The organism is Tritonibacter multivorans (assembly GCF_001458415.1).
Classification (GTDB): domain Bacteria; phylum Pseudomonadota; class Alphaproteobacteria; order Rhodobacterales; family Rhodobacteraceae; genus Epibacterium; species Epibacterium multivorans.
This window is the reverse complement of record NZ_CYSD01000042.1, coordinates 140565-159517: the sequence shown is the minus strand read 5'-3', so window position 1 is coordinate 159517 and position 18953 is coordinate 140565. Positions and strand designations below refer to the sequence as shown.

The following is an 18953-nucleotide window of genomic DNA, read 5'->3' as shown; positions in this document are numbered from 1 at the left end:
CCTTCCTGAAAGAGGAGACATGCATGAGCCGTGCAGAACTTTGGACCCTTGGCGCGGCAGAGCTTGCCCGCCTGACCCGCGCAGGCGACATCACCGCAACGGAGGCCGTGGCCAGCGCGTTTGGTCGCATGGATGCCGTGAACCCGGACCTGAACGCCGTGGTGGTTGACACGCGCGCTGATGCGATGGCCCGCGCAGCCTTGCTCGACACCCTGCCCGCTTCTGATCGCGGGTCGCTGCACGGCGTGCCCGTCACCATCAAAATCAATGTGGATCAAAAGGGCGAAGCCACCTCCAACGGCATTCTTGCCTTCAAGGATCTGATCGCCCCCGCCGACGCCCCCGTCGTCGAAAACCTGCTGCGCGCAGGCGCGGTCGTCATTGGCCGCACCAATACGCCCGAGTTTTCCTTCCGCGCCGACACCGACAACCCGCTGTTCGGTCGCACCCATAACCCTTGGGGGCGGCATATCTCGGCCGGGGGCTCCTCGGGCGGCGGCGGCGCGGCGGTGATGGCAGGCATTGGCGCGCTGGCGCATGGCAATGACATTGGCGGCAGCCTGCGCTTTCCGGCATCGGCCAATGGTGCCGTCACCGTGAAACCGGGTCTTGGGCGCGTGCCCGCCTGGAACCCCAGCCAGCGCAGCGAACGCGGGCTTCTGGCGCAAATGATGAGCGTTCAGGGCCTCATGTGCCGCACGGCGGATGATCTGGCGCACGCCATGCCCAGCCTGATCGCCCCCGATCCTCGCGACCCGTTTCACGCACCGGTCCCGTGGCACGGCGCAGCGCTGGGTGTCCCCATCAAAGTCGCCTTCACCCGCAACCCCCATGGCTATGACCTCCACCCAGAGGTCGAGACCGCCCTTTTGGCCGCCCGCGACGCGTTGATGGACGCTGGCTATGTGGTGGAAGAGGTCGAGCCACCCAATATGTTCGAAATCGGCCGCAACGGCTACCGCGCCCTTATGGGTGAAATCGCCAGCCTGCTGAAACCGGACATCGACACCTACGGCTCCGACACCATCAAGGCGATGTTCAATACCTACTTCCAGGAGTTCGAGCCGATCACCGGCGATGATCTGCTGCGCATGATGGCAAAACGCAGCCACTATGCGCGGGCTTGGGCGCTGTTCCAGCAGGACTATCCGCTGGTGCTGATGCCTTTCCTGCCCCATCCCTTCTTTGCCCCGGACCGTGACACCGAAGGGGTCGAAGGTGCCCATGATGTGCTGGGATGCGCAGTCTATTCCTATGGGATGAATTTCCTCGGCCTGCCTGCCGGCTGCCTGCCAACCCATCTCGCACACATGCCCAAAGGCCCACAGCCCATCAATGTCCAGATCGCCGCTCCCCGCTGGCGCGAAGATCTGGCCGTGGCAGCCATGCAATCGATCGAATCCCGCATCCCGCCCGTGGCCAAAACACTCTGGTCCCATATGGACAGCCACTCAAGTCAGACAAACCGCTGACGCCGCCGGACGGGCAGGTGTATGGGGCTCCGCCCGTTCGCAGCTCAAGCGACGCCTCAGGTCGTTTGCCACTGCGTGGACCGGCTGGGCTCCGCCCGTTCGAGCCTGAATTGATCCCCCGGATCAATTCCAAGACGGCTCTCACTTCATCTTTTTAAAAATATCCCCGCCGGAGGCAGCCTGCGCCCTGCGCAGGCCCTCCAACCCAGCCGCAAGTGCCTAGGTAAACTGCTCAGAGATCAGCCGCTCTTCCAACCCGTGACCGGGATCAAACAGAATGCGGTGGCTGACACTGGGGTCTGATTGCACCTCGACCCAGTCAATATTGCGGAAAGCCACGGAATCCGCCTCCGCCATGACCGGGCGTTTGGCCGCATCCAGCACGTCAATCCGCACCGTGGCGCTTTTGGGCAGCAAAGCCCCCCGCCAGCGCCGCGGGCGAAACGCCGCAATCGCGGTCAGCGCCAGAACATCTGTCCCAATCGGCAAGATCGGACCATGCGCGGAATAGTTATAGGCTGTAGATCCCGCAGGGGTCGCCACCAGCGCCCCATCACAGACCAGCTCGGCCATGCGCATCCGCCCATCCACCGAAATCTTCAGCTTCGCCGCCTGTGGCCCTGCCCGCAGCAGCGACACCTCATTGATCGCACGGGCCTCGTGAATGCCGCCCGCCCGGTCCTTGGCCCGCATCGCCAGCGGATGGATCACCTCTTCTTCCGCCGCCGACAGGCGCTCCAGCAGATCGCCTTCCTGGTAGGAGTTCATCAAAAAACCGATGGTGCCCCGATTCATCCCATAGACCGGGCGGTCCAATTCTTCGGTTGCCCGCAGGGTTTGCAGCATAAATCCGTCACCACCGAGGGCCACAACGACATCCGCCTCCTCTGGGCGCAAATTGCCATATCGCCCGATCAAAGCAGCGCGTGCGGTTTGCGCCACAGGTGCCGTGCTGGCGAGGAACGCGATTCTCATGTCCTAAGCCCCTGTTTCCGGTAGGATCCATCAGGTTCCGAAACAAGCACAGGATTTGCGCAAACACCAGCCTTCCCCAACTGTTACACCTTTGTTGCCCCTAGAAACTTGGGTAAGGCGTTTTTATGACAGGCGGCGACGCTTTCGAACTATTCGAGTGGCGATGTTTCCGATAGGAAATTCCGTAGACAATACGCAACCAACCCTACCTGCATGGGAGCTATCATGACCGAGACCATCCGCGACCCCGGTTTCTTCACCCAGAGCCTCACCGAGCGCGACCCCGAGCTTGCCGGCGCAATCAAAGACGAGCTGGGCCGCCAGCGCGACGAGATCGAACTGATTGCTTCTGAAAACATCGTTTCCGCCGCTGTGATGGAAGCACAGGGTTCGGTTCTGACCAACAAATACGCCGAAGGCTACCCGGGCCGTCGCTACTATGGTGGCTGCCAGTATGTCGACGTGGCTGAAAACCTCGCCATTGACCGCGCCAAGCAGCTGTTCAACTGCGAATTTGCAAACGTTCAGCCGAACTCCGGCTCGCAGGCGAACCAAGGTGTGTTCCAGGCGCTGATGCAGCCCGGCGACACCATCCTCGGCATGAACCTCGCCTCCGGTGGTCACCTGACCCACGGTGCCGCCCCGAACCAATCCGGCAAATGGTTCAACGCGGTTCAGTACGGCGTGCGCAAAGAAGACTGCCTGATCGACTATGATGAGGTCGAAGCGCTGGCGCTGGAGCACAACCCGAAGGTCATCATCGCCGGTGGCTCCGCCATCCCGCGTCAGATCGACTTTGCCCGCTTCCGCGAAATCGCAGACAAGGTTGGCGCCTATCTGCACGTGGACATGGCGCATTTTGCGGGCCTCGTGGCGGCTGGCGAGCACCCCTCGCCCTTCCCGCACGCCCATGTTGCGACCACCACCACCCACAAAACCCTGCGCGGCCCGCGCGGCGGCATGATCCTGACCAACGATGCTGACATCGCGAAGAAAGTGAACTCCGCGATCTTCCCCGGCATTCAGGGCGGCCCGCTGATGCATGTCATCGCCGGTAAGGCAGCTGCCTTCGGTGAAGCCCTGCGTCCCGAGTTCAAATCCTACCAGAAGCAGGTGCGTGCAAACGCGGTTGCCCTGTCGGACGAGCTGATCAAAGGCGGTCTGGACATCGTCACCGGCGGCACCGACACCCACGTGATGCTGGTGGACCTGCGCCCCAAAGGCGTGACCGGCAATATCGTCGACAAAGCGCTGGGTCGGGCCCACATCACCACCAACAAGAACGGCATCCCGTTTGACCCGGAAAAGCCCACCGTGACCTCTGGCATCCGCCTGGGCACCCCGGCGGGCACCACCCGTGGCTTTGGTGAGGAAGAGTTCCGCGAAATCGCCCGTCTGATCGTCGAAGTTGTCGATGGTCTGGCCGCAAACGGCGAAGACGGCAACGGCGCGGTGGAAGAAGCCGTGCGTGGCAAGGTTGCTGACCTCTGCGGTCGCTTCCCGCTGTACCCGAACCACTAAGGGTCGCAGATCGCGAAACAAAAAGCCGCCGCCCTTTTCGGGCGGCGGTTTCTGTTTGGGCAGGGCGCGCAGCCCGTTCCAGACTTAGACGCCAGACGTCTTGTCCTTCAGCGCCTCTTCCAACATTTGTTCGTTGCGCACATCCTCAATGCGGCGAATGCGGTCCTCGCTCTGCCGGATATCAAAACGATATTTCACCACATTGATCAGGCTCAGCGACAAAAGCAGCACGCCCATCGCCCAGTATCCTTTGGTGGCCAGCGGCACGTCTGTGGACAGCCACAGCGAGATCCCCAGCATGGCATAGGCCACGCCCACCCCGATCACATTGAGGAGAATAATCAGGGCGTTGTCGGTACGAAGATTGGTCATTGTCATATTCCTTTTGCGGTGCGCCCATCTGCGGCGCGTTTAACTCGGGTGAGGGTGCTGTCTTCACTTGCCAGCTTTGAGGCGGCCCAGGACGGCCGATGCACTGGCCCGCGTGGGCGCACCAAATCCTGCATCAGCCAGCGTGTCAGACAGGTTCTGCGGCGCCAGCCCTCGGTCGATTTCGCTGAGGATGTCCGAGGCTTCAAAGGGATCATCCTGCCCCATCACCTGCGCGATCAGCTCGGCCGCTTCATCCATCGGCTGGCCTTCCAGCGCGGGCTTCAGGCGGCTTTGCATGCGGGCTTCGGATTTCACCGCGCGGGCGGCAATCGCACCCTGTTTGAGATCGAGGATCCGGCGGTTTGCCGCCTCCACTGACTGGCGCAGACGCAGGATCCGGCCTTCCAGACGCTCCAACGTTTGCTGACGCAGGCTGCGTTCATTTTCCATATCGGCAATGCCCTGAGCCGCCGTGGTTGCCAGATCCTCGCGCCCGGCCTCCAGCGCCGCTTGGGCGCGGGCCGTCAGATCTGCGATCTGTTGGTCCAGTTTGGCAATCTGGCGCGTCTCGCCGCGTTCTTTCTGGATCAACCCCACCAGCGTGGCCTTGGCGGTTTTCAGATTGTCCCCGGCCTGGGCGATTTTCTCTTCGATCAGTTCAATCGAGAAATGGTCGCGCAGTTCCGCTTCGGCCCGGCGGTTGGCCCCTGTCATCAGCGTTTTGAGCGTTCTGAACATTGTCGTCTCCCTGCGTTGTGATGTCATGAACATCGTTCACAAACAGAGTTAAGAAATTCGTGAACATCGTTCAAGTTATTTTTTGAACAATGTTCAAGAAATCACCAAAAGGTAAGGAATACCCGACCCCAGAACCGGACTCAGCGCCATGTTTCGCCTGATCTAGGCCTGATATTTACGACAAATGGGACAGCACCAATGCGATCATCCGGCGGATTTCCGCAGGTGGGACACCGGAAATCCGGTTCTCCAAACCCAAAAGGACAATCCCATGCACAGACGAAAACAGGGCCCGCACCGTCAGGGCCTGATCCTCTGCGCCTTGTTCGGGGAACAGCTCTGCCACTGGTCCTGCAATGTGCGAAAACAGCTGTGCCAGCGCCGCGCGGTACCATTCTGGGACATTGGCATCATCCGGCAGTTCAAGATCAAACAGCGCCCGCCACAGGCGGCTGTTGTCGCTGGCAAAGTCCAAATAGGCCTCGCTCATCACGATCAACCGATCAACAGGCGGGGCATCCTGCGCCCCCGCAACGGCCGCCTCGACCTGCGCGCCAAGACGGCGGAAGGTGCGCCCGTTCACCGCCATAACAATGGCGTTCAAGTCGTCGAAGGCGTTGTAGATGGCCCCAACCGCGCAGCCCGCATCCGCCGCCAGATCGCGGGCCCGCAGGCTCCCCGCGCCCGCAGCCGCAATCCGCGTTTCCGCCGCAAGGACCAGCTTTTCCTGCAACTGCGCTTTGCGTTCTTCGCGTGCTGTGGCCATAGAGGATCCCTTCCCGAGCGCCAGAGTGAACCATGTTCACCACCCCTACGTCAGGTGCAGGAAATTAAAAAGCAGAAATCGAACCGCGCCCGAAAATGCGCAAGACAGATCAGATGAACCCGCGCCAGCGCAGCACAAGCACCAAGAGGCCAATCACCGCCAAAACGGCAAAGCCAACCGTGGTCGCCATGTCCAGCAGCCGCCCCCTTCGCCGATCGGCAAGATCCACGTCGTTCAAATAGGCAGACAGGGCCCGTACGTCCCGCAGCAAGGCGCTTTGGTCCAGCGTCAGGGCAAGACGGGGGTGATCCATCAGCTCCAGCGCAGAGGCCAGCGTCGCCAACCGCTTCTGCATGCCGCGCGGCACATGCCGTTTGGCCCGGCGCGCCTGTTCCGGAAACGACCCTTTCAGCTTCAGCTGCCGCTCTATCTGGGCCTGCAGCCCTAAGATCTCTTCATGCAGCGTGTCAGGCATCGGTCTTGGCCATTGGGTCGGTGTCCTTTTTGAGTGGCGCCACCCTATCCTCCCCGCGATAGGGCTTCAACAGGGCTGGCCAGTGCGCGGGCGCGGCGCTAGAAGAAAACCCATGTTGAACACAATCCTGCACGGCGATGCGACCGACCTGCCCCCGCTTCTGATTGCCCATGGTCTGTATGGCTCTGGGCGCAATTGGGGCGTGATTGCCAAACGGCTCTCGGACCGCCGTCAGGTGGTGGCGGTTGACATGCGCAATCACGGACAAAGCCCGCGGACCGAGACCCACACCTATGCCGATATGGCCGGCGATCTGGCCGAGGTCGTGGCCGCACACGCAGGCCCCGATGGCAAGATGGATGTGCTGGGGCATTCGATGGGCGGCAAAGCCTCCATGATACTGTCACTGCACCACCCAGAGCGGGTGAACCGCCTCGTGGTCGCCGATATTGCGCCGGTGCCCTACACCCATTCGCAGGTCCAGTTCATCACCGCCATGCGCAGCGTCGACATGAGCCGGGTGGAGCGACGTTCTGATGCCGAAGCCCAACTGGCCGAGGCAGGCGTGCCCCGCGATTTGCAAAGCTTTTTCACCCAGTCGCTGGACATTCCAAACAAGGGCTGGCGGATCAATCTGGACACGCTGGAACGGGATATGGCCCATATTGTGGGCTTCCCCGAGGACGTCAGCGGCCAGTTCGCGGGCGCATCCCTGTTCCTGTCCGGGGCCAATTCAGACTATGTGCTGCCGGACCATCGCCCGACCATTCGCGCGCTGTTTCCCAATTCGCATTTTGCCAAGATCCCCGGCGCGGGCCATTGGTTGCACGCAGAAAAACCGCGCGAATTTGAAGCCGCCGTCCGCGTCTTTCTGGAAAGCTAAGCACCAGATTGGCAGGGCAAACCTCTAATCGGAAAAGCATGGATGTCCCGAGGGGCGACTTGGTACCCGCGGCCGGACTCGAACCGGCACGGCACTAAGGCCTGGAGATTTTAAGTCTCCTGTGTCTACCATTCCACCACGCGGGCAAGCCCGGAGAGCAGAGCAAGTCGCCCCTTCGGGCTTGCCCTGTCTAGCGGCAGCTTCGCGGTGATACAAGCCCCGACATAAGCCTCTGAAAGCGGGGGTGAAATCCATCCACTGGCCGGTGTCAAATGCGGATGACAAACGCGGGTGTCAAAGGTCGGTTCCTTTGGGCGCAAGCGGCCCGCCGGGGGCCATCAGATGCCGCTCTGGCAGCCAGGGGTTCAGCGCCAATGCCGTGTTCAACACTGTCCGGGCCTCATCGGGACGCGACAGTTCCATCAAGGTCAGGGCCTGACCCGACAAGGCTCCAATGTGGCGTGGCGACAGGATCAGAGTTTGTTTCAGATCAACAAGCGCTGCCTCGAAATCGCGGGTCAGAAAATGCACAAAGGCGCGCTGGTTCCACCCTTCGGCATAGTCCGGGCAATAGGCGATCAGCGCATCAAAATCCGCCAGAGCACCCAGAAAATCATACCCCGACCGCCGCCGCATCCCCCGATCCAGAATGGCCTGTGCCCGTTCATCCGGGGCTGTGGTCCAGATTTCCCAAAGCTGGGTATTGAGCGCCTGCGCCTGCCCTTCGGTCGCCGCCGCCTGCAACCGCGCAATCACACGGTCAAGATCTTCGGTCTGCGGCTCAGACACCGGACAGGTTGCAGCGGCCTGCGTGGCGCTGAAAACGACACTGGCAACGAAAAGGCAAATGGCGGGATACATCAAATGTCTCATCCCAAAAGAAATGGGACAAAAGACGCGGGCGACAAGTCTGCGCAGCACCCCGGCCCTTTCCCCTTGACGCCCGAAGGGCCAACTCCCAGATTTAAAACATGTTTCCGCTTCGTGATCATAATCCGTCCGGTACCACGCCCTATGTGGTCTATGCGTTGATGGCCGCCAATATTCTGGCATTCCTCTGGTATTCCACCACCTTCACCACCGCGCGTGATCTGCACGTATTCTATGCGGCACTGGCCACCGTCCCGGCCGAGATCACCGCTGGCGACGGGCAGCTGACCCTGCTGACGTCGATGTTCATCCACGGCGGCTTGATGCACCTTGGGGGCAATATGCTGTTCTTGTGGATCTTTGGCGACAATATGGAAGACGAGATGGGGCATGTCCCGTTTCTGCTGTTCTATCTGGCCAGCGGTGTGGGGGCGACCCTGCTGCATGTGGCCAGTGATCCAACGTCGCAGGTGCCAATGGTTGGGGCCTCTGGTGCCATTGCCGGGGTCATGGGCGGATATCTGTTGATGTTCCCCCGCGCGCGCGTCGATATTCTGCTGATCCTGATTGTGTTTTTCCGCATTATTCCGGTGCCCGCCTGGTTGATGCTGGGCCTGTGGCTGGGGATGCAGTTCCTTGGTGGGTTCGGATCCTCTGGCGAAGCCGGCGGAGTCGCCTACTGGGCCCATGCGGGCGGGTTCTTTGTGGGGCTGCTTCTGACCCTGCCACTGTGGTTGCGCCGGGGCGGTACCCGGTTCTGGCAACAGACCGTCGGCAGCCCGCCCCACCCTGAACGCGACTATCACATCGGTCGCAGCCATATTCCCAAGGTCCAGCCACGACGGCAAGCGCCCCCGCGCCAGCCCGGTCCCTGGGGACGATAAACGAAAAAACGCGCCCACCCAAAAAGGGGGACGCGTTTTTCAAAGTCTCATGTATCGCCGCGCTTAGGTGCGGATGATCTTGGCAAAGGTGTCGAAGATCACTTCGTTGCCGCACAGCACGGTGCCGCTTTCGACAACCTCGTCTTCGGCATCCATCGCCTGGCAGAAGCCACCGGCCTCTTTGACGATGATCTCACCCGCAGCCACGTCCCATGCGTTCAGGGAGCGTTCCCAGTAGCCTTCGTAACGGCCAGCGGCCACGTAAGCCATGTCCAGCGCGGCAGAGCCCCAGCGGCGCACACCGGCGCAGGTCGGCATAATACGCGCGAGGTCTTTCAGAGTTTCCGGCAGATCAGCACGCCCCCCAAACGGGACGCCGGTTGCAAAGATGCTCTCGATCATGCGGTGACGGTCAGACACACGAATACGGGTCTCGTTCATCCACGCACCAGTGCCTTTTTCGGCAAAGAACATCTCGTCCTTGGCGGCGTCAAAGATCACGCCCGCAACGATTTTGCCTTTGTGCTCCAGTGCGATCGAAATCGCCCAATGCGGCAGGCCGTGCAGGAAGTTGGTGGTGCCGTCCAGCGGGTCGACAATCCAGCGGCGGGTCGGGTCCTGGCCCTCATCCGCGCCACCTTCTTCGGCGAGCCAGCCATAGGTCGGGCGTGCGCCCATCAGTTCTTCTTTCAGGATCTTCTCGGCCATAATGTCGGCGCGCGAGACAAAGTCCCCTGCCCCCTTGGACGAGACCTGCAGGTTTTCCACCTCGCGGAAGTCTTTCACCAGAGAACGGCCAGCCTTGCGGGCGGCTTTGAGCATAATGTTGAGGTTTGCGCTGCCAATCATTGTACGTTGGATCCTTGAAGGGGGGCGATGTCGGTCAAACCGTGCCTATACGCGCCCCGAAGCTGTTTGCCAAGGGTCAAGAGTACAGAGAAATGCGTCAAAAGACGGGGGGCGGCCATGCGTCCCCCGCATGGATCCGCAGCGCTTTATCCCGCTTCTGCCCGTTTGGGCGGTGCAAAAGGGCATTCGCCCGACTGCCTGCGCTGCAGCGCGCGGTAGGCGCTGTCGGCGACCACATCCGTGCGGGAACTTAGGCATTGGGTCATGCGGCGGCCGCGTTCGTCGTCGATGCCCACGATCAGCCGCGAGGCCAGACGGTCGGCGACAATCCGGCCCAGAAGATCGCGGGCCTCTTCCACGGATTTGACGCCCTCGCCCACAATCAGATGCGTGTCCACCGTCTCTGGGTCCATAAGCGTGCGAAACAACTGCCAGCGCGGGCTATGTTCCGACACGGGCCAGATCGTGGTCACCACCACATGCAGCTTGCGCCATTCCGCTGGGCCGAGTTCGTCGCGCCACGCTCCCAACGCCTCCATACAGGCGTCCATCTGCAATTCGGCTGCGTAATCCATGGCGTCGCGAATTTCAGCCCGGATCGAGGCGGCATAGACCTCGAACCCTTCACGCGTGCAGCGCACATCCGACAGGATACGGTTGATGTAATTGTAGCTGCGCTTCAGGATCACCGTTGCAATGCGCTGTTCGCGCGCATCAAAAGCATCCTCTGTCAGACGCCGCCGCGCCTCTTGGACTTTGGTGGCCATCACCTTGGCCTTGGCCATCCAGCCCTGCGCCTGTGCATCGCCGAAATAGGGGCTGAGGATGGTAAACAGCCCCAAAGGAATATGGCTGAGACATTTGAGCCGCTCGTAAGCCGCAGGTGTGGGCTGGATCGTCCGGCTTTCGCCATTGGCGAGATAGAGCGTGAAAATGCCGCCCAAACCCTGCCGCCCAATGTCGCCGCGATCCTGATCCGGTTCGTTGTCGCGGGCAATAATCAGCGGATAGACATTGCGCCCGACCTTTCGGATGTTCTGCGCGTATTCCACCCGGCCAAAGCGATGAATATCGACAATGCTTTCATGCAGCGCCGCATCCGCCCCACCGCGATGTGCGCAGGGGCCGGTCAGAGCGTCTTTGGTCATCTGGTGAAAATTCTCGGCTGCCCGAAAGGTGTCACCGTCCTCAAAGGGCCAAAGGGGGTCAGTCGACATCGCTTATCTCCTTTTAGAGATCTGACTATTTTTTACCCACCCAGATAAAATTTGACGCAAATTAGCGTCAAAGTCGACTGAACTCTCCCCCTTTGCGGATTTTTGACGAAGGCGAACCTAGGCCGATTGCAACTTGCGGGCCTCGATCTTTGCCAGTTTGATCAGCTCTTTCATAAACGGCTTTTCCGCGTCCTCCGACCGGATGGCGGCGTACAATCTGCGCTTAATCCCATCTTTGGTCAGCGGGCGGGTGACATAGTCCGAATTGTATTTAACTTCCCGCACCACCCAGTCCGGCAGCACCGCAACCCCACGGTTGGAGGCCACCAGCAGCAGGATCACCGCCGTCAGTTCAGCCTGACGCACCTGCGCGGGCTCGACCCCGGCGGGGATCAGAAGTTGTGAAAACACGTCAAGCCGGGTCTTTTCAACCGGATAGGTGATCAGCGTCTGACCCAGAAAATCCTCGGCCTCCACGAAGGGTTTCTTGGACAGCTCATGCGTCCGAGAGGCGACAAAAACCGCATCATAATCAAAGAGTTCAAAGAATTCGACGCCGGGAATATCTTCGGGGTCGGACGACACCACCAGATCCACCTCTTCGCGGATCAGCGCCGGCATCGCGTCAAACGCCAGACCGGGGCGTATGTCCACATCCACATCGCCCCAAGCTTTGCGGAACTCTTCCAAAACCGGGAACAACCATTCAAAACAGGCGTGGCATTCAATGGCGATATGCATGCGGCCCGTCTCACCATCGCGCAGGCTTGCGAACTCGGCCTGCATGGATTCGACCTGCGGCAGGATCTGCTCGGCCAGCCGCAAAAGCCGCAACCCCGCAGGCGACAGCTTCATCGGCTTGGAACGGCGCACGAACAGCTCCACCCCCGCCTGATCTTCCAAACCTTTGATCTGATGTGACAAAGCGGACTGGGTGATGTTCAGCTGATCTGCGGCCCGCGCCAGACCACCGCAGTCATGGATCGCCTTAATGGTGCGAAGATGACGAAATTCGATATGCATACCTGAGCGCACCTCATCTTGTTCTTGAGGATTATGAATTTGCCTCATTGCTAGCCGCTGTGTTTCAAAGGGTCAATCGCCGGATGACCCGGATACAAACCGTAGGAGCAGTAGTGTGACTGACGCCAAGACCAAAACGCCTGAGATTTCTTTTGAATTCTTCCCGCCGCAGAACCTGGAGGCGTCGTTTCGCCTGTGGGATACGGTGCAGGCGCTGGCGCCGATGGACCCGCGGTTTGTCTCTGTGACCTATGGGGCGGGCGGCACCACCCGCGAGTTGACCCGCGATGCGGTCACCACGCTGCAGCGCAATTCGGGCCTGCGGGTCGCGGCACATCTGACCTGTGTCTCTGCCACCAAAGCCGAAACGCTGGAAATCGCCGAACAATATACCGACGCCGGGATCACCGATATTGTCGCCCTGCGCGGCGACCCGCCCAAAGGGGCCAAGGCATTTGAAGCGACCCAGGATGGCTTTGGCTCTTCCGTGGAACTGATCGAGGCGCTGGCCCAAACCGGCAATTTCATCCTGCGCGTTGGCGCCTATCCCGAAGCCCACCCAGAGGCGTCTGATATGCAGGCCAATGTGGACTGGCTAAAGCGCAAGTTTGATGCCGGTGCAGACGAGGCCCTGACCCAGTTCTTCTTTGAAGCGGAAAGCTTCTTCCGCTTCCGTGACGCCTGCGCCAAGGCGGGCATTGACACAGACCGGATTACCCCCGGCATTCTGCCGATTGAGAACTGGGGCGGCGCGCGTCGTTTTGCCCTGCGCTGTGGCGCGCGTGTCCCGGCCTGGCTGGACGAAGCCTTTGCAAAGGCGCAGCGGGACGGTCGCAGCGATCTGCTGGCCACTGCGCTCTGTACCGAGCTCTGCACTGATCTTCTGGAAGACGGTGTGAACCGCCTGCACTTCTACACGCTGAACCGCCCCGAACTGACCCGCGATGTCTGCAACGCGCTTGGGATCACGCCGAAAGTGCGTCTGGAGAATGTTGCCTAAGAACGTGGCGTAAGACTAGCGCCCGACGGGGCTGCGACATAGCGTTTGACCAAAGGTCACCTTCACCGAAGAACCAAAGGTCCCACGATGCCGCAGCCCCCTTTCCTTGCGAAATCCCCCGCAGATTTGCTGAACCTGTCTGAAATTGCGTCGATGTCCGGGCTCGATTTCATGACAGGCATTCTCGACGGTCGCCTGCCCGGCCCGCCCATCGCCGAAACAATGGGATTTGGCCTGTCTGCGGTGGAACGCGGGCGGGTCACCTTTACCGGCACCCCGCAGTTTCCGGTGACCAACCCGATGGGCACGGTACATGGCGGCTGGTATGGCACCATTCTGGACAGCGCGATGGCCTGTGCGGTGATGACCTGTCTGCCGGTCGGGTCGGTCTATACCACCCTAGAATATAAGGTGAATATTGTCCGCTCCATTCCGTTGGGGATGTCGGTGATCTGCACCGGTCAGACCGACCACGCAGGCCGGTCAACCGGCATAGCCCATGGGGAATTGCGCGGCGCGCAAGATGGCAAGCTTTATGCCACCGGGTCGACAACCTGCATTATTATGCCGCTGGCCCCGTCCAGCTAACGCGCGCTGCGCCAGAAACTGGGTAAAATGGACCCGGCGCGCGATGGTTGTTGTGCGTCCGGCCTGGCCTGACCGGACGGCAGGGCCGACGGGTGCACCCGTTCACTTGGATCACAGCAGCACCTGCGCCGACTGCGCAGCACAAACAGCTTTGCCGCCCCGCGCCAGCTGCCAATCGACGGCGCGCTGGGGTCCACCGGAAAGCGCATGCGCCAGTCCACGGGCAAAGGCAGGCCACAGTTTTCCGCCCGCTCCAGCATCCAGACCAGCGACAGATTGGCCAGGGGGCGCGCGGGTTCAAACCCGCCCAGCTGGCCGCCCACATCGCCGTGGGTGCCACGAAACCAGACCTGTTCGACGTGGCCCTCAAAGTCCCCGGTGCTGTCCCACAGCACGGGTTCAAAGGAGTTGCGGGATTCGTTCAACGCCAGCGCCTGAAAACCGTTTTTCACATGTGGGCCCAGCTGATGATTGTGAAACGCATGGCGCGGATCCGCCCAGCGCCACAGGATCGGCAACCGCAGGCCCAGCGCCTTGACCGTGTCCCAGACCCCGACCATTTCGACCTGTGCATTCTCGTGGCAAAACGCGCCCTTAAAAGCTGTCACCGCCTCTGGGCTGCTGTCACATTGGTAGTGGCGATAGGCCATCAGAATATTGCGCTCGGTTGCGTGTTCCTGCCGCAGCAGGCCCACATTGCCCAGAACCCCCGCCAGCGACCGCACCGCATAAGCGCCGCGCGAATAGCCGATCAGGAAAATCTTGTCGCCGGGACGGTAGCGCGACGCGAGATAGCCATAGGCGCGGCGGATCTTGCGGTTGATCCCCTTGCCGACCATCACATCCGTGGCCTTGGCCCAGCCGCTCCATTGGACGCCGGCCTCGTAATAGACCGACACCTGCGGCCCCATTTCCCGACACAGCCGGTAGGTCATGCCCGCATGGGTTTCAAACCCCGGCTCCAGCGACGACATGGTGCCATCGAGGATAATGACATGGGACAACGGCTCTCGCGAGGCGCGGTCTTGCGAGTGTTCCTCCAGGAACGCCCCGCCAAGCCAGCGCATAAATTTCGCTCCAAGCCGTCTCATTCCCATTATGCGCGATCCTCCTCGTGCAGCATCTCCCAGAGTTTCAGCGGCGTCAGCGGCATGTCCACCTGACGACTGCCACAGGGCCACAGGGCGTCCTGTACCGCATTGGCCACGGCCGCCATGGCGCCCACAGTGCCGGCTTCCCCGCAGCCCTTCATCCCCATTGGGTTCTGGGTCGAGGGCAGCGGTTCCGAATGAAAGGCCACCATGGGTAAATCATTGGCCCTTGGGATAGCGTAGTCCATGAAACTTGCCGTGAGCAATTGTCCAGACGCGTCATAGTGAACGGCTTCCATCAGCAGCTGCCCGACCCCTTGGGCGACGCCACCGTGGACCTGCCCTTCGGCCAGCAACGGATTGATCAGGTTTCCAAAATCATCCACCACCGTATAGCGGTCCAGCTGCGTCTGCCCGGTCTCGGGATCGATCACGATCTCGGCAAGATGGGCGCCATTGGGGAAACTGCGACCGGGCAGTTTTGCCTTGGCCCGGTGCCGCATCAGATCTTCGCGACCTGCCTCTCGGGCCAGTTCGGCCACTTCGGACAGGCGCAGGACATGGTTGGTGCTGACCGAACGGAAGGCCTCGTCCTCGAACCGGATGTCCTCTTTCGGGATATCCCAAGTTTCCGCCAAAAAATGGGTGAAGGCGCTTACCATCTGGTCAACGGTGGCCAGTGTAGCGGTGCCTTGGGTGGTGACAGACCGCGAGCCCCCTGTGCCGCCGCCTTCGGGGATCAGGTCGCTGTCGCCCTGGATCACGTGAATATCCTCGACCGGCAACCCCGTCTGATCCGCAAGGAACTGGGCAAAGACGGTCTCATGCCCCTGGCCGTTGCTTTGGGTGCCGACATAGATGTTCACCGCGCCCCCTTTCAGGAATTCAATTTCTGCCGTCTCTTCAGGATTACCCAAAATGCTTTCGATATAGTAACACAGCCCCGCGCCCCGCAGACGACCCTGTTCCGCATCCTGTGCCTTGCGCGCGGCAAAGCCCTCCAGATCAGCGACCGTGACCAATCGGTCAAGCACATGGTGGAAATCGCCAACGTCATAGTTTTCATCCATGACCGTTTGGTAGGGAAACTGATCCCGCGCGATAAAATTCCGACGCCGCAGGTCCAGCGGATCAACGCCAAGCTGCCGTGCGGCCGTGTCAATGGCGCGCTCAATCACATATATCGCCTCGGGCCGCCCGGCGCCACGATAAGCGTCCACTTGGGTGGTGTTGGTATAGATCCCCTGCACCTGCAACCAAGCCGCCGGAATGTTGTAAACCCCTGTCAGAACACGGGAAAACAAATTGGTTTGAATGTTCTGCCCATTGAAAGAGTTGTAAGCCCCAAGGTTACAGCGACTGTGCACCCGGTAGCCGGTGATCTTCAGATCCGCATCAAAGGCCAGCTCTGCATGGCAGGTCAGATCACGGCCCGCATGGTCGCTCATCATCGACTCGGACCGCTCCGCTGCCCAGGCCACCGGCCGCCCGAACTGCCGCGCCGCATGGGCCACGATGAAGTATTCAGGATACGGCATCGCCTTCATGCCAAAGGCCCCACCTACATCCGGAATGGTCACATGCACATCGTCTTCGGCCAGTCCCAGCTTGGCCGCCAAAGGGCCTTTCATCCACCAGACCGCCTGCCCGGAATAGGCGAAATGCAGGCGCGCCCCATCCCATGTGGCATGGCAGCCCCGTGGCTCCATCGTGTTGATAATCACCCGGCTGTCGGGCACCTCAAGGCTGACCACATGGTCTGCCGCCGCAAAGGCTGCATCGGTGGCGTCGCGGTCGCCGATCCCCCAATCAAAGGCGGTGTTATCCGTCACCCCCTCGTGCAAGGCCACCCCACCGGGGGCAAGATCCAGCTTGACCGCAAGGTCTTCGATATCGAGCACGATCCTTTCCGCGGCATCACGCGCCTGGCTCAGACTGTCCGCAAAAACAACGGCCACGGCTTCGCCCACAAAGCGCACACGATCCTTGGCCAGCATTGGCCGCGCAGGCCGTGCCCCCGGCGTGCCATCCAGCTGATCGACCACCAAACTGTCCATAAAGGCATCCATGCCGCCCTCGAGGTCGCCTTGGGTCAGAACGCCAGCAACCCCTGGGGCGCGGCGGGCCTCTGCGACATCTAGGTGCGTGATCACCCCATGCGCCACCGGGCTGCGCAGCACAAAGGCACGCAGAGCGCCCGCCGGGAAGCTGTCTTCGATATAGGTCCCCCTACCGGTTAGCAGGCGCTGATCCTCGCGCCGGGTGACCGGCTGGCTTTTACCGAATTTCTGCATCGCTTGGGTTGTCATGCCCCACCTCCTCCTGCGCGCAATCCAGACATGCGGTCCTGACGTGCGCTTTGAGCAGGAGGTTACCCCGACACGCCCCCCTGTCCAGAGCGTTCATCGCTGATGCGCGGCACCAAGGATTGAACTGTTACCAGTTCGCTCAAACCATAACCGTTGAAGCGGGTGCTCATGGCAAGGGAATAGGCACCAAGCCCCTCGAACAACAGATAGTCGCCAACCGTGCACTCCACCGGCAGGGGCACCCCATCGGGCAGCTGATCCAGACTGTCACAGGTCGGGCCAAACACTTGCCGTGCCTTGACCGCGCCCTGACGCAGGGCCCCGTCTGGCGACACCACGCGCAGCCTGTGCGGCAGCCCCATGTCGCGCAGATCCATCAACCCGCCATAGATCCCGTCGTTCAGGAACACCACATCGCCGCCATCACGCATCCCCTTGATCCGCACCGCAAGGGTGAACGCATCGGACACCATCGCCCGCCCCGGTTCACACAGCAGGTCCGGCCCTGCCGCGCCAAACAGCCGCCTATTGGCCTGCCCAAGCGCCAGCAACACAGGCTCCAGATCTGGCGGTGTGCCATAGTGGCGCGCCGCAAATCCGCCGCCCAGATTCAATCGCGCCAGTTGAACATTGGCGCAGGCCGCGATCTCCTTGGCCGCTTGCATATAGGCGATCCAGGCGCTGGGGTCTTCGCATTGGGTGCCGGGATGAAAACACAAGGCCGGGCGAAACCCCAGCGCCGCCACCTGACGCAGCAGATCAATTGCCTCCTCTGGGCTGGCGCCGAATTTGGTGCCAAAATCATAGGCCGCCCCGGCCACCGGCAGCGCAAAGCGCACGGCAACCTCGCAGTGACGCGGCACATTGGCCAATTGCGCCAGACTGCGCGCGTCATCAATCGACCAGCTGTAAACGCCAAAGGCGACGCCCGCCGCGACCTCGGCCTCGGATCGGATCGGGTTGTTGTAGTGCAGAACCGCCGCCGCACTGGCGCTGCGCACGGCCTCCATCTCGGCTGGGGAGGCCACATCAAAAGCAGTGATCCCAGCCGCCACCAGATTGCGCAGAACAACGGGATGCGGGTTGGCCTTCACCGCATAGGTGACCTGCCCCGGAAAATGCCGCAGAAAACGCCCCGCCTGCCCCCTAAGCCGCGCCGGGCTGAGATACAGCACCGGGATATCCGGTGTCATCTCTGCAAGATGCGTCTCCGGACTGGGCCAAAGCGCGTCGGACTGGATCTGCGTCAGGGATTGGAGCTGGTTCATAAACGGTCTCCTTTCCTTCAGTCTGCGCGTGAATTTCGTCGAAATCTCCAGTCTTATCGCATAGACTGACGGAAACTTTCGGCATATTGACGGCTCCATGATGCAAACAGACGAAACCGATCAACATCTTCTCGCGCTGCTGCGCGAAAACGCCCGCCTACCCGTCGCCGATCTGGCGCGCAGGTTGGGCCTTGCCCGCACCACGGTGCAGGCCCGGATTGAACGACTGGAAAGCGCTGGCGTGATCACCGGCTATACCCTGCGGCGCAGTGCCGCCACGCGCCCTGCGCTGCAAGCCACCGTCCTTATTCAGATCGAACCGCGCAGCGGCCCGGCCGTTCTGGCCCGCCTCAAGGCGCTGCCCGGTGTCGAAGTGGTGCACACCACATCGGGGCGGTTTGACCTCTTGGCGCAGGTGGTCGCAGACACCACCGAAGCCCTGGATGAAACCATTGACGACATCGGCGCGGCCAAAGGCGTGCGGTCGTCGGAAAGCCTGATCCATCTGTCCACCAAAATCGACCGTCTGGGCTAGGCAAAACATCTGGGAAATGTCGCGTCACATTTGGTGAAAATTAACCCCAAAGCGCGATCTTGAGCGCATATCTGGGCGGGACCTTCCGCGTCCGGTCTGGTCTGAGGGCGCTGGACG

The 18953-nt window shown here is 61.2% G+C and carries 19 protein-coding genes and 1 tRNA gene; 7 read left to right on the top strand and 13 right to left on the bottom strand.

The window, feature by feature from the left end; genetic code table 11:
* Nucleotides 1-23: 23 nt before the first annotated feature.
* The gene (locus TRM7557_RS16525; protein ID WP_058291325.1) at nucleotides 24-1472 is read left to right on the top strand and encodes an amidase family protein; all 1449 of its coding nucleotides are present in this window, start codon (nucleotides 24-26) and stop codon (nucleotides 1470-1472) included.
* A 219-nt stretch (nucleotides 1473-1691) separates the two neighbouring features.
* On the opposite strand, the gene TRM7557_RS16520 is transcribed toward TRM7557_RS16525, so the two are convergent.
* Nucleotides 1692-2447 carry an NAD kinase gene (locus tag TRM7557_RS16520; RefSeq protein ID WP_058291324.1) on the bottom strand — a complete coding sequence of 252 codons (756 nt, stop codon included), beginning with the start codon at nucleotides 2445-2447 and terminating at the stop codon, nucleotides 1692-1694.
* Between the two features lie 225 nt (nucleotides 2448-2672).
* Between TRM7557_RS16520 and glyA the strand changes: the two genes are divergently transcribed.
* A complete protein-coding gene (gene glyA / locus TRM7557_RS16515; RefSeq protein ID WP_058291323.1) occupies nucleotides 2673-3968 on the top strand; it encodes a serine hydroxymethyltransferase in 1296 nt (431 codons plus the stop codon).
* Between the two features lie 84 nt (nucleotides 3969-4052).
* On the opposite strand, the gene TRM7557_RS16510 is transcribed toward glyA, so the two are convergent.
* The 4 genes from TRM7557_RS16510 to TRM7557_RS16495 form a co-directional block, all read right to left on the bottom strand.
* Nucleotides 4053-4340, bottom strand: a complete 288-nt coding sequence (locus TRM7557_RS16510) for a YiaA/YiaB family inner membrane protein (RefSeq protein WP_058291322.1) — start codon at nucleotides 4338-4340, stop codon at nucleotides 4053-4055.
* A 63-nt stretch (nucleotides 4341-4403) separates the two neighbouring features.
* The gene (locus tag TRM7557_RS16505; protein WP_058291321.1) at nucleotides 4404-5078 is read right to left on the bottom strand and encodes a PspA/IM30 family protein; all 675 of its coding nucleotides are present in this window, start codon (nucleotides 5076-5078) and stop codon (nucleotides 4404-4406) included.
* A 175-nt stretch (nucleotides 5079-5253) separates the two neighbouring features.
* Entirely contained in the window at nucleotides 5254-5844 is a 591-nt protein-coding gene (locus tag TRM7557_RS16500) for a TetR/AcrR family transcriptional regulator (RefSeq protein WP_058291320.1), read from the bottom strand.
* Nucleotides 5845-5953: 109 nt separating this feature from the next.
* Nucleotides 5954-6319, bottom strand: coding sequence for a hypothetical protein (locus TRM7557_RS16495; RefSeq protein ID WP_058291319.1), 366 nt, complete (start codon nucleotides 6317-6319; stop codon nucleotides 5954-5956).
* 112 nt (nucleotides 6320-6431) lie between these two features.
* On the opposite strand from TRM7557_RS16495, the gene TRM7557_RS16490 reads away from it, so the two are divergent.
* Entirely contained in the window at nucleotides 6432-7202 is a 771-nt protein-coding gene (locus TRM7557_RS16490) for an alpha/beta fold hydrolase (protein WP_058291318.1), read from the top strand.
* A gap of 60 nt (nucleotides 7203-7262) precedes the next feature.
* Here TRM7557_RS16490 and TRM7557_RS16485 read toward each other — a convergent pair.
* Nucleotides 7263-7348 (bottom strand) — tRNA-Leu (locus TRM7557_RS16485).
* Nucleotides 7349-7496: 148 nt separating this feature from the next.
* Nucleotides 7497-8063 carry a tetratricopeptide repeat protein gene (locus TRM7557_RS16480; RefSeq protein WP_058291317.1) on the bottom strand — a complete coding sequence of 189 codons (567 nt, stop codon included), beginning with the start codon at nucleotides 8061-8063 and terminating at the stop codon, nucleotides 7497-7499.
* Between the two features lie 110 nt (nucleotides 8064-8173).
* Here TRM7557_RS16480 and TRM7557_RS16475 point away from each other — a divergent pair, with 110 nt between their 5' ends.
* The gene (locus TRM7557_RS16475; RefSeq protein ID WP_058291316.1) at nucleotides 8174-8956 is read left to right on the top strand and encodes a rhomboid family intramembrane serine protease; all 783 of its coding nucleotides are present in this window, start codon (nucleotides 8174-8176) and stop codon (nucleotides 8954-8956) included.
* A 63-nt stretch (nucleotides 8957-9019) separates the two neighbouring features.
* On the opposite strand, the gene TRM7557_RS16470 is transcribed toward TRM7557_RS16475, so the two are convergent.
* The 3 genes from TRM7557_RS16470 to TRM7557_RS16460 all read right to left on the bottom strand — a co-directional run bounded on the left by TRM7557_RS16470 (nucleotide 9020) and on the right by TRM7557_RS16460 (nucleotide 12045).
* Nucleotides 9020-9805, bottom strand: coding sequence for an inositol monophosphatase family protein (locus TRM7557_RS16470; RefSeq protein WP_058291315.1), 786 nt, complete (start codon nucleotides 9803-9805; stop codon nucleotides 9020-9022).
* Between the two features lie 146 nt (nucleotides 9806-9951).
* On the bottom strand, nucleotides 9952-11022 hold the full coding sequence (locus TRM7557_RS16465) for a hypothetical protein (protein ID WP_058291314.1): 1071 nt from the start codon (nucleotides 11020-11022) through the stop codon (nucleotides 9952-9954).
* A gap of 117 nt (nucleotides 11023-11139) precedes the next feature.
* Nucleotides 11140-12045, bottom strand: a complete 906-nt coding sequence (locus TRM7557_RS16460; RefSeq protein ID WP_058291313.1) for a LysR family transcriptional regulator — start codon at nucleotides 12043-12045, stop codon at nucleotides 11140-11142.
* A 115-nt stretch (nucleotides 12046-12160) separates the two neighbouring features.
* Here TRM7557_RS16460 and metF point away from each other — a divergent pair, with 115 nt between their 5' ends.
* Together metF and TRM7557_RS16450 are read left to right on the top strand one after the other, a co-directional pair.
* On the top strand, nucleotides 12161-13045 hold the full coding sequence (gene metF / locus TRM7557_RS16455; RefSeq protein ID WP_058291312.1) for a methylenetetrahydrofolate reductase [NAD(P)H]: 885 nt from the start codon (nucleotides 12161-12163) through the stop codon (nucleotides 13043-13045).
* Between the two features lie 87 nt (nucleotides 13046-13132).
* Nucleotides 13133-13633: a PaaI family thioesterase gene (locus TRM7557_RS16450; protein ID WP_058291311.1), complete on the top strand. Its 501-nt coding sequence runs from the start codon at nucleotides 13133-13135 to the stop codon at nucleotides 13631-13633.
* On the opposite strand, the gene TRM7557_RS16445 is transcribed toward TRM7557_RS16450, so the two are convergent.
* From TRM7557_RS16445 to TRM7557_RS16435, 3 genes are all read right to left on the bottom strand, one after another.
* Nucleotides 13630-14730 carry a DUF2235 domain-containing protein gene (locus tag TRM7557_RS16445; RefSeq protein ID WP_058291310.1) on the bottom strand — a complete coding sequence of 367 codons (1101 nt, stop codon included), beginning with the start codon at nucleotides 14728-14730 and terminating at the stop codon, nucleotides 13630-13632. The genes TRM7557_RS16450 and TRM7557_RS16445 overlap by 4 nt on opposite strands.
* Nucleotides 14730-17018, bottom strand: coding sequence for a xanthine dehydrogenase family protein molybdopterin-binding subunit (locus tag TRM7557_RS16440; RefSeq protein WP_058291620.1), 2289 nt, complete (start codon nucleotides 17016-17018; stop codon nucleotides 14730-14732). Before TRM7557_RS16440 ends, TRM7557_RS16445 begins: the two co-directional genes overlap by 1 nt.
* A gap of 77 nt (nucleotides 17019-17095) precedes the next feature.
* Nucleotides 17096-18301, bottom strand: coding sequence for a type III PLP-dependent enzyme (locus tag TRM7557_RS16435; RefSeq protein ID WP_058291309.1), 1206 nt, complete (start codon nucleotides 18299-18301; stop codon nucleotides 17096-17098).
* 100 nt (nucleotides 18302-18401) lie between these two features.
* On the opposite strand from TRM7557_RS16435, the gene TRM7557_RS16430 reads away from it, so the two are divergent.
* Nucleotides 18402-18836, top strand: coding sequence for an Lrp/AsnC family transcriptional regulator (locus tag TRM7557_RS16430; protein WP_058291619.1), 435 nt, complete (start codon nucleotides 18402-18404; stop codon nucleotides 18834-18836).
* Nucleotides 18837-18953: the final 117 nt, after the last annotated feature.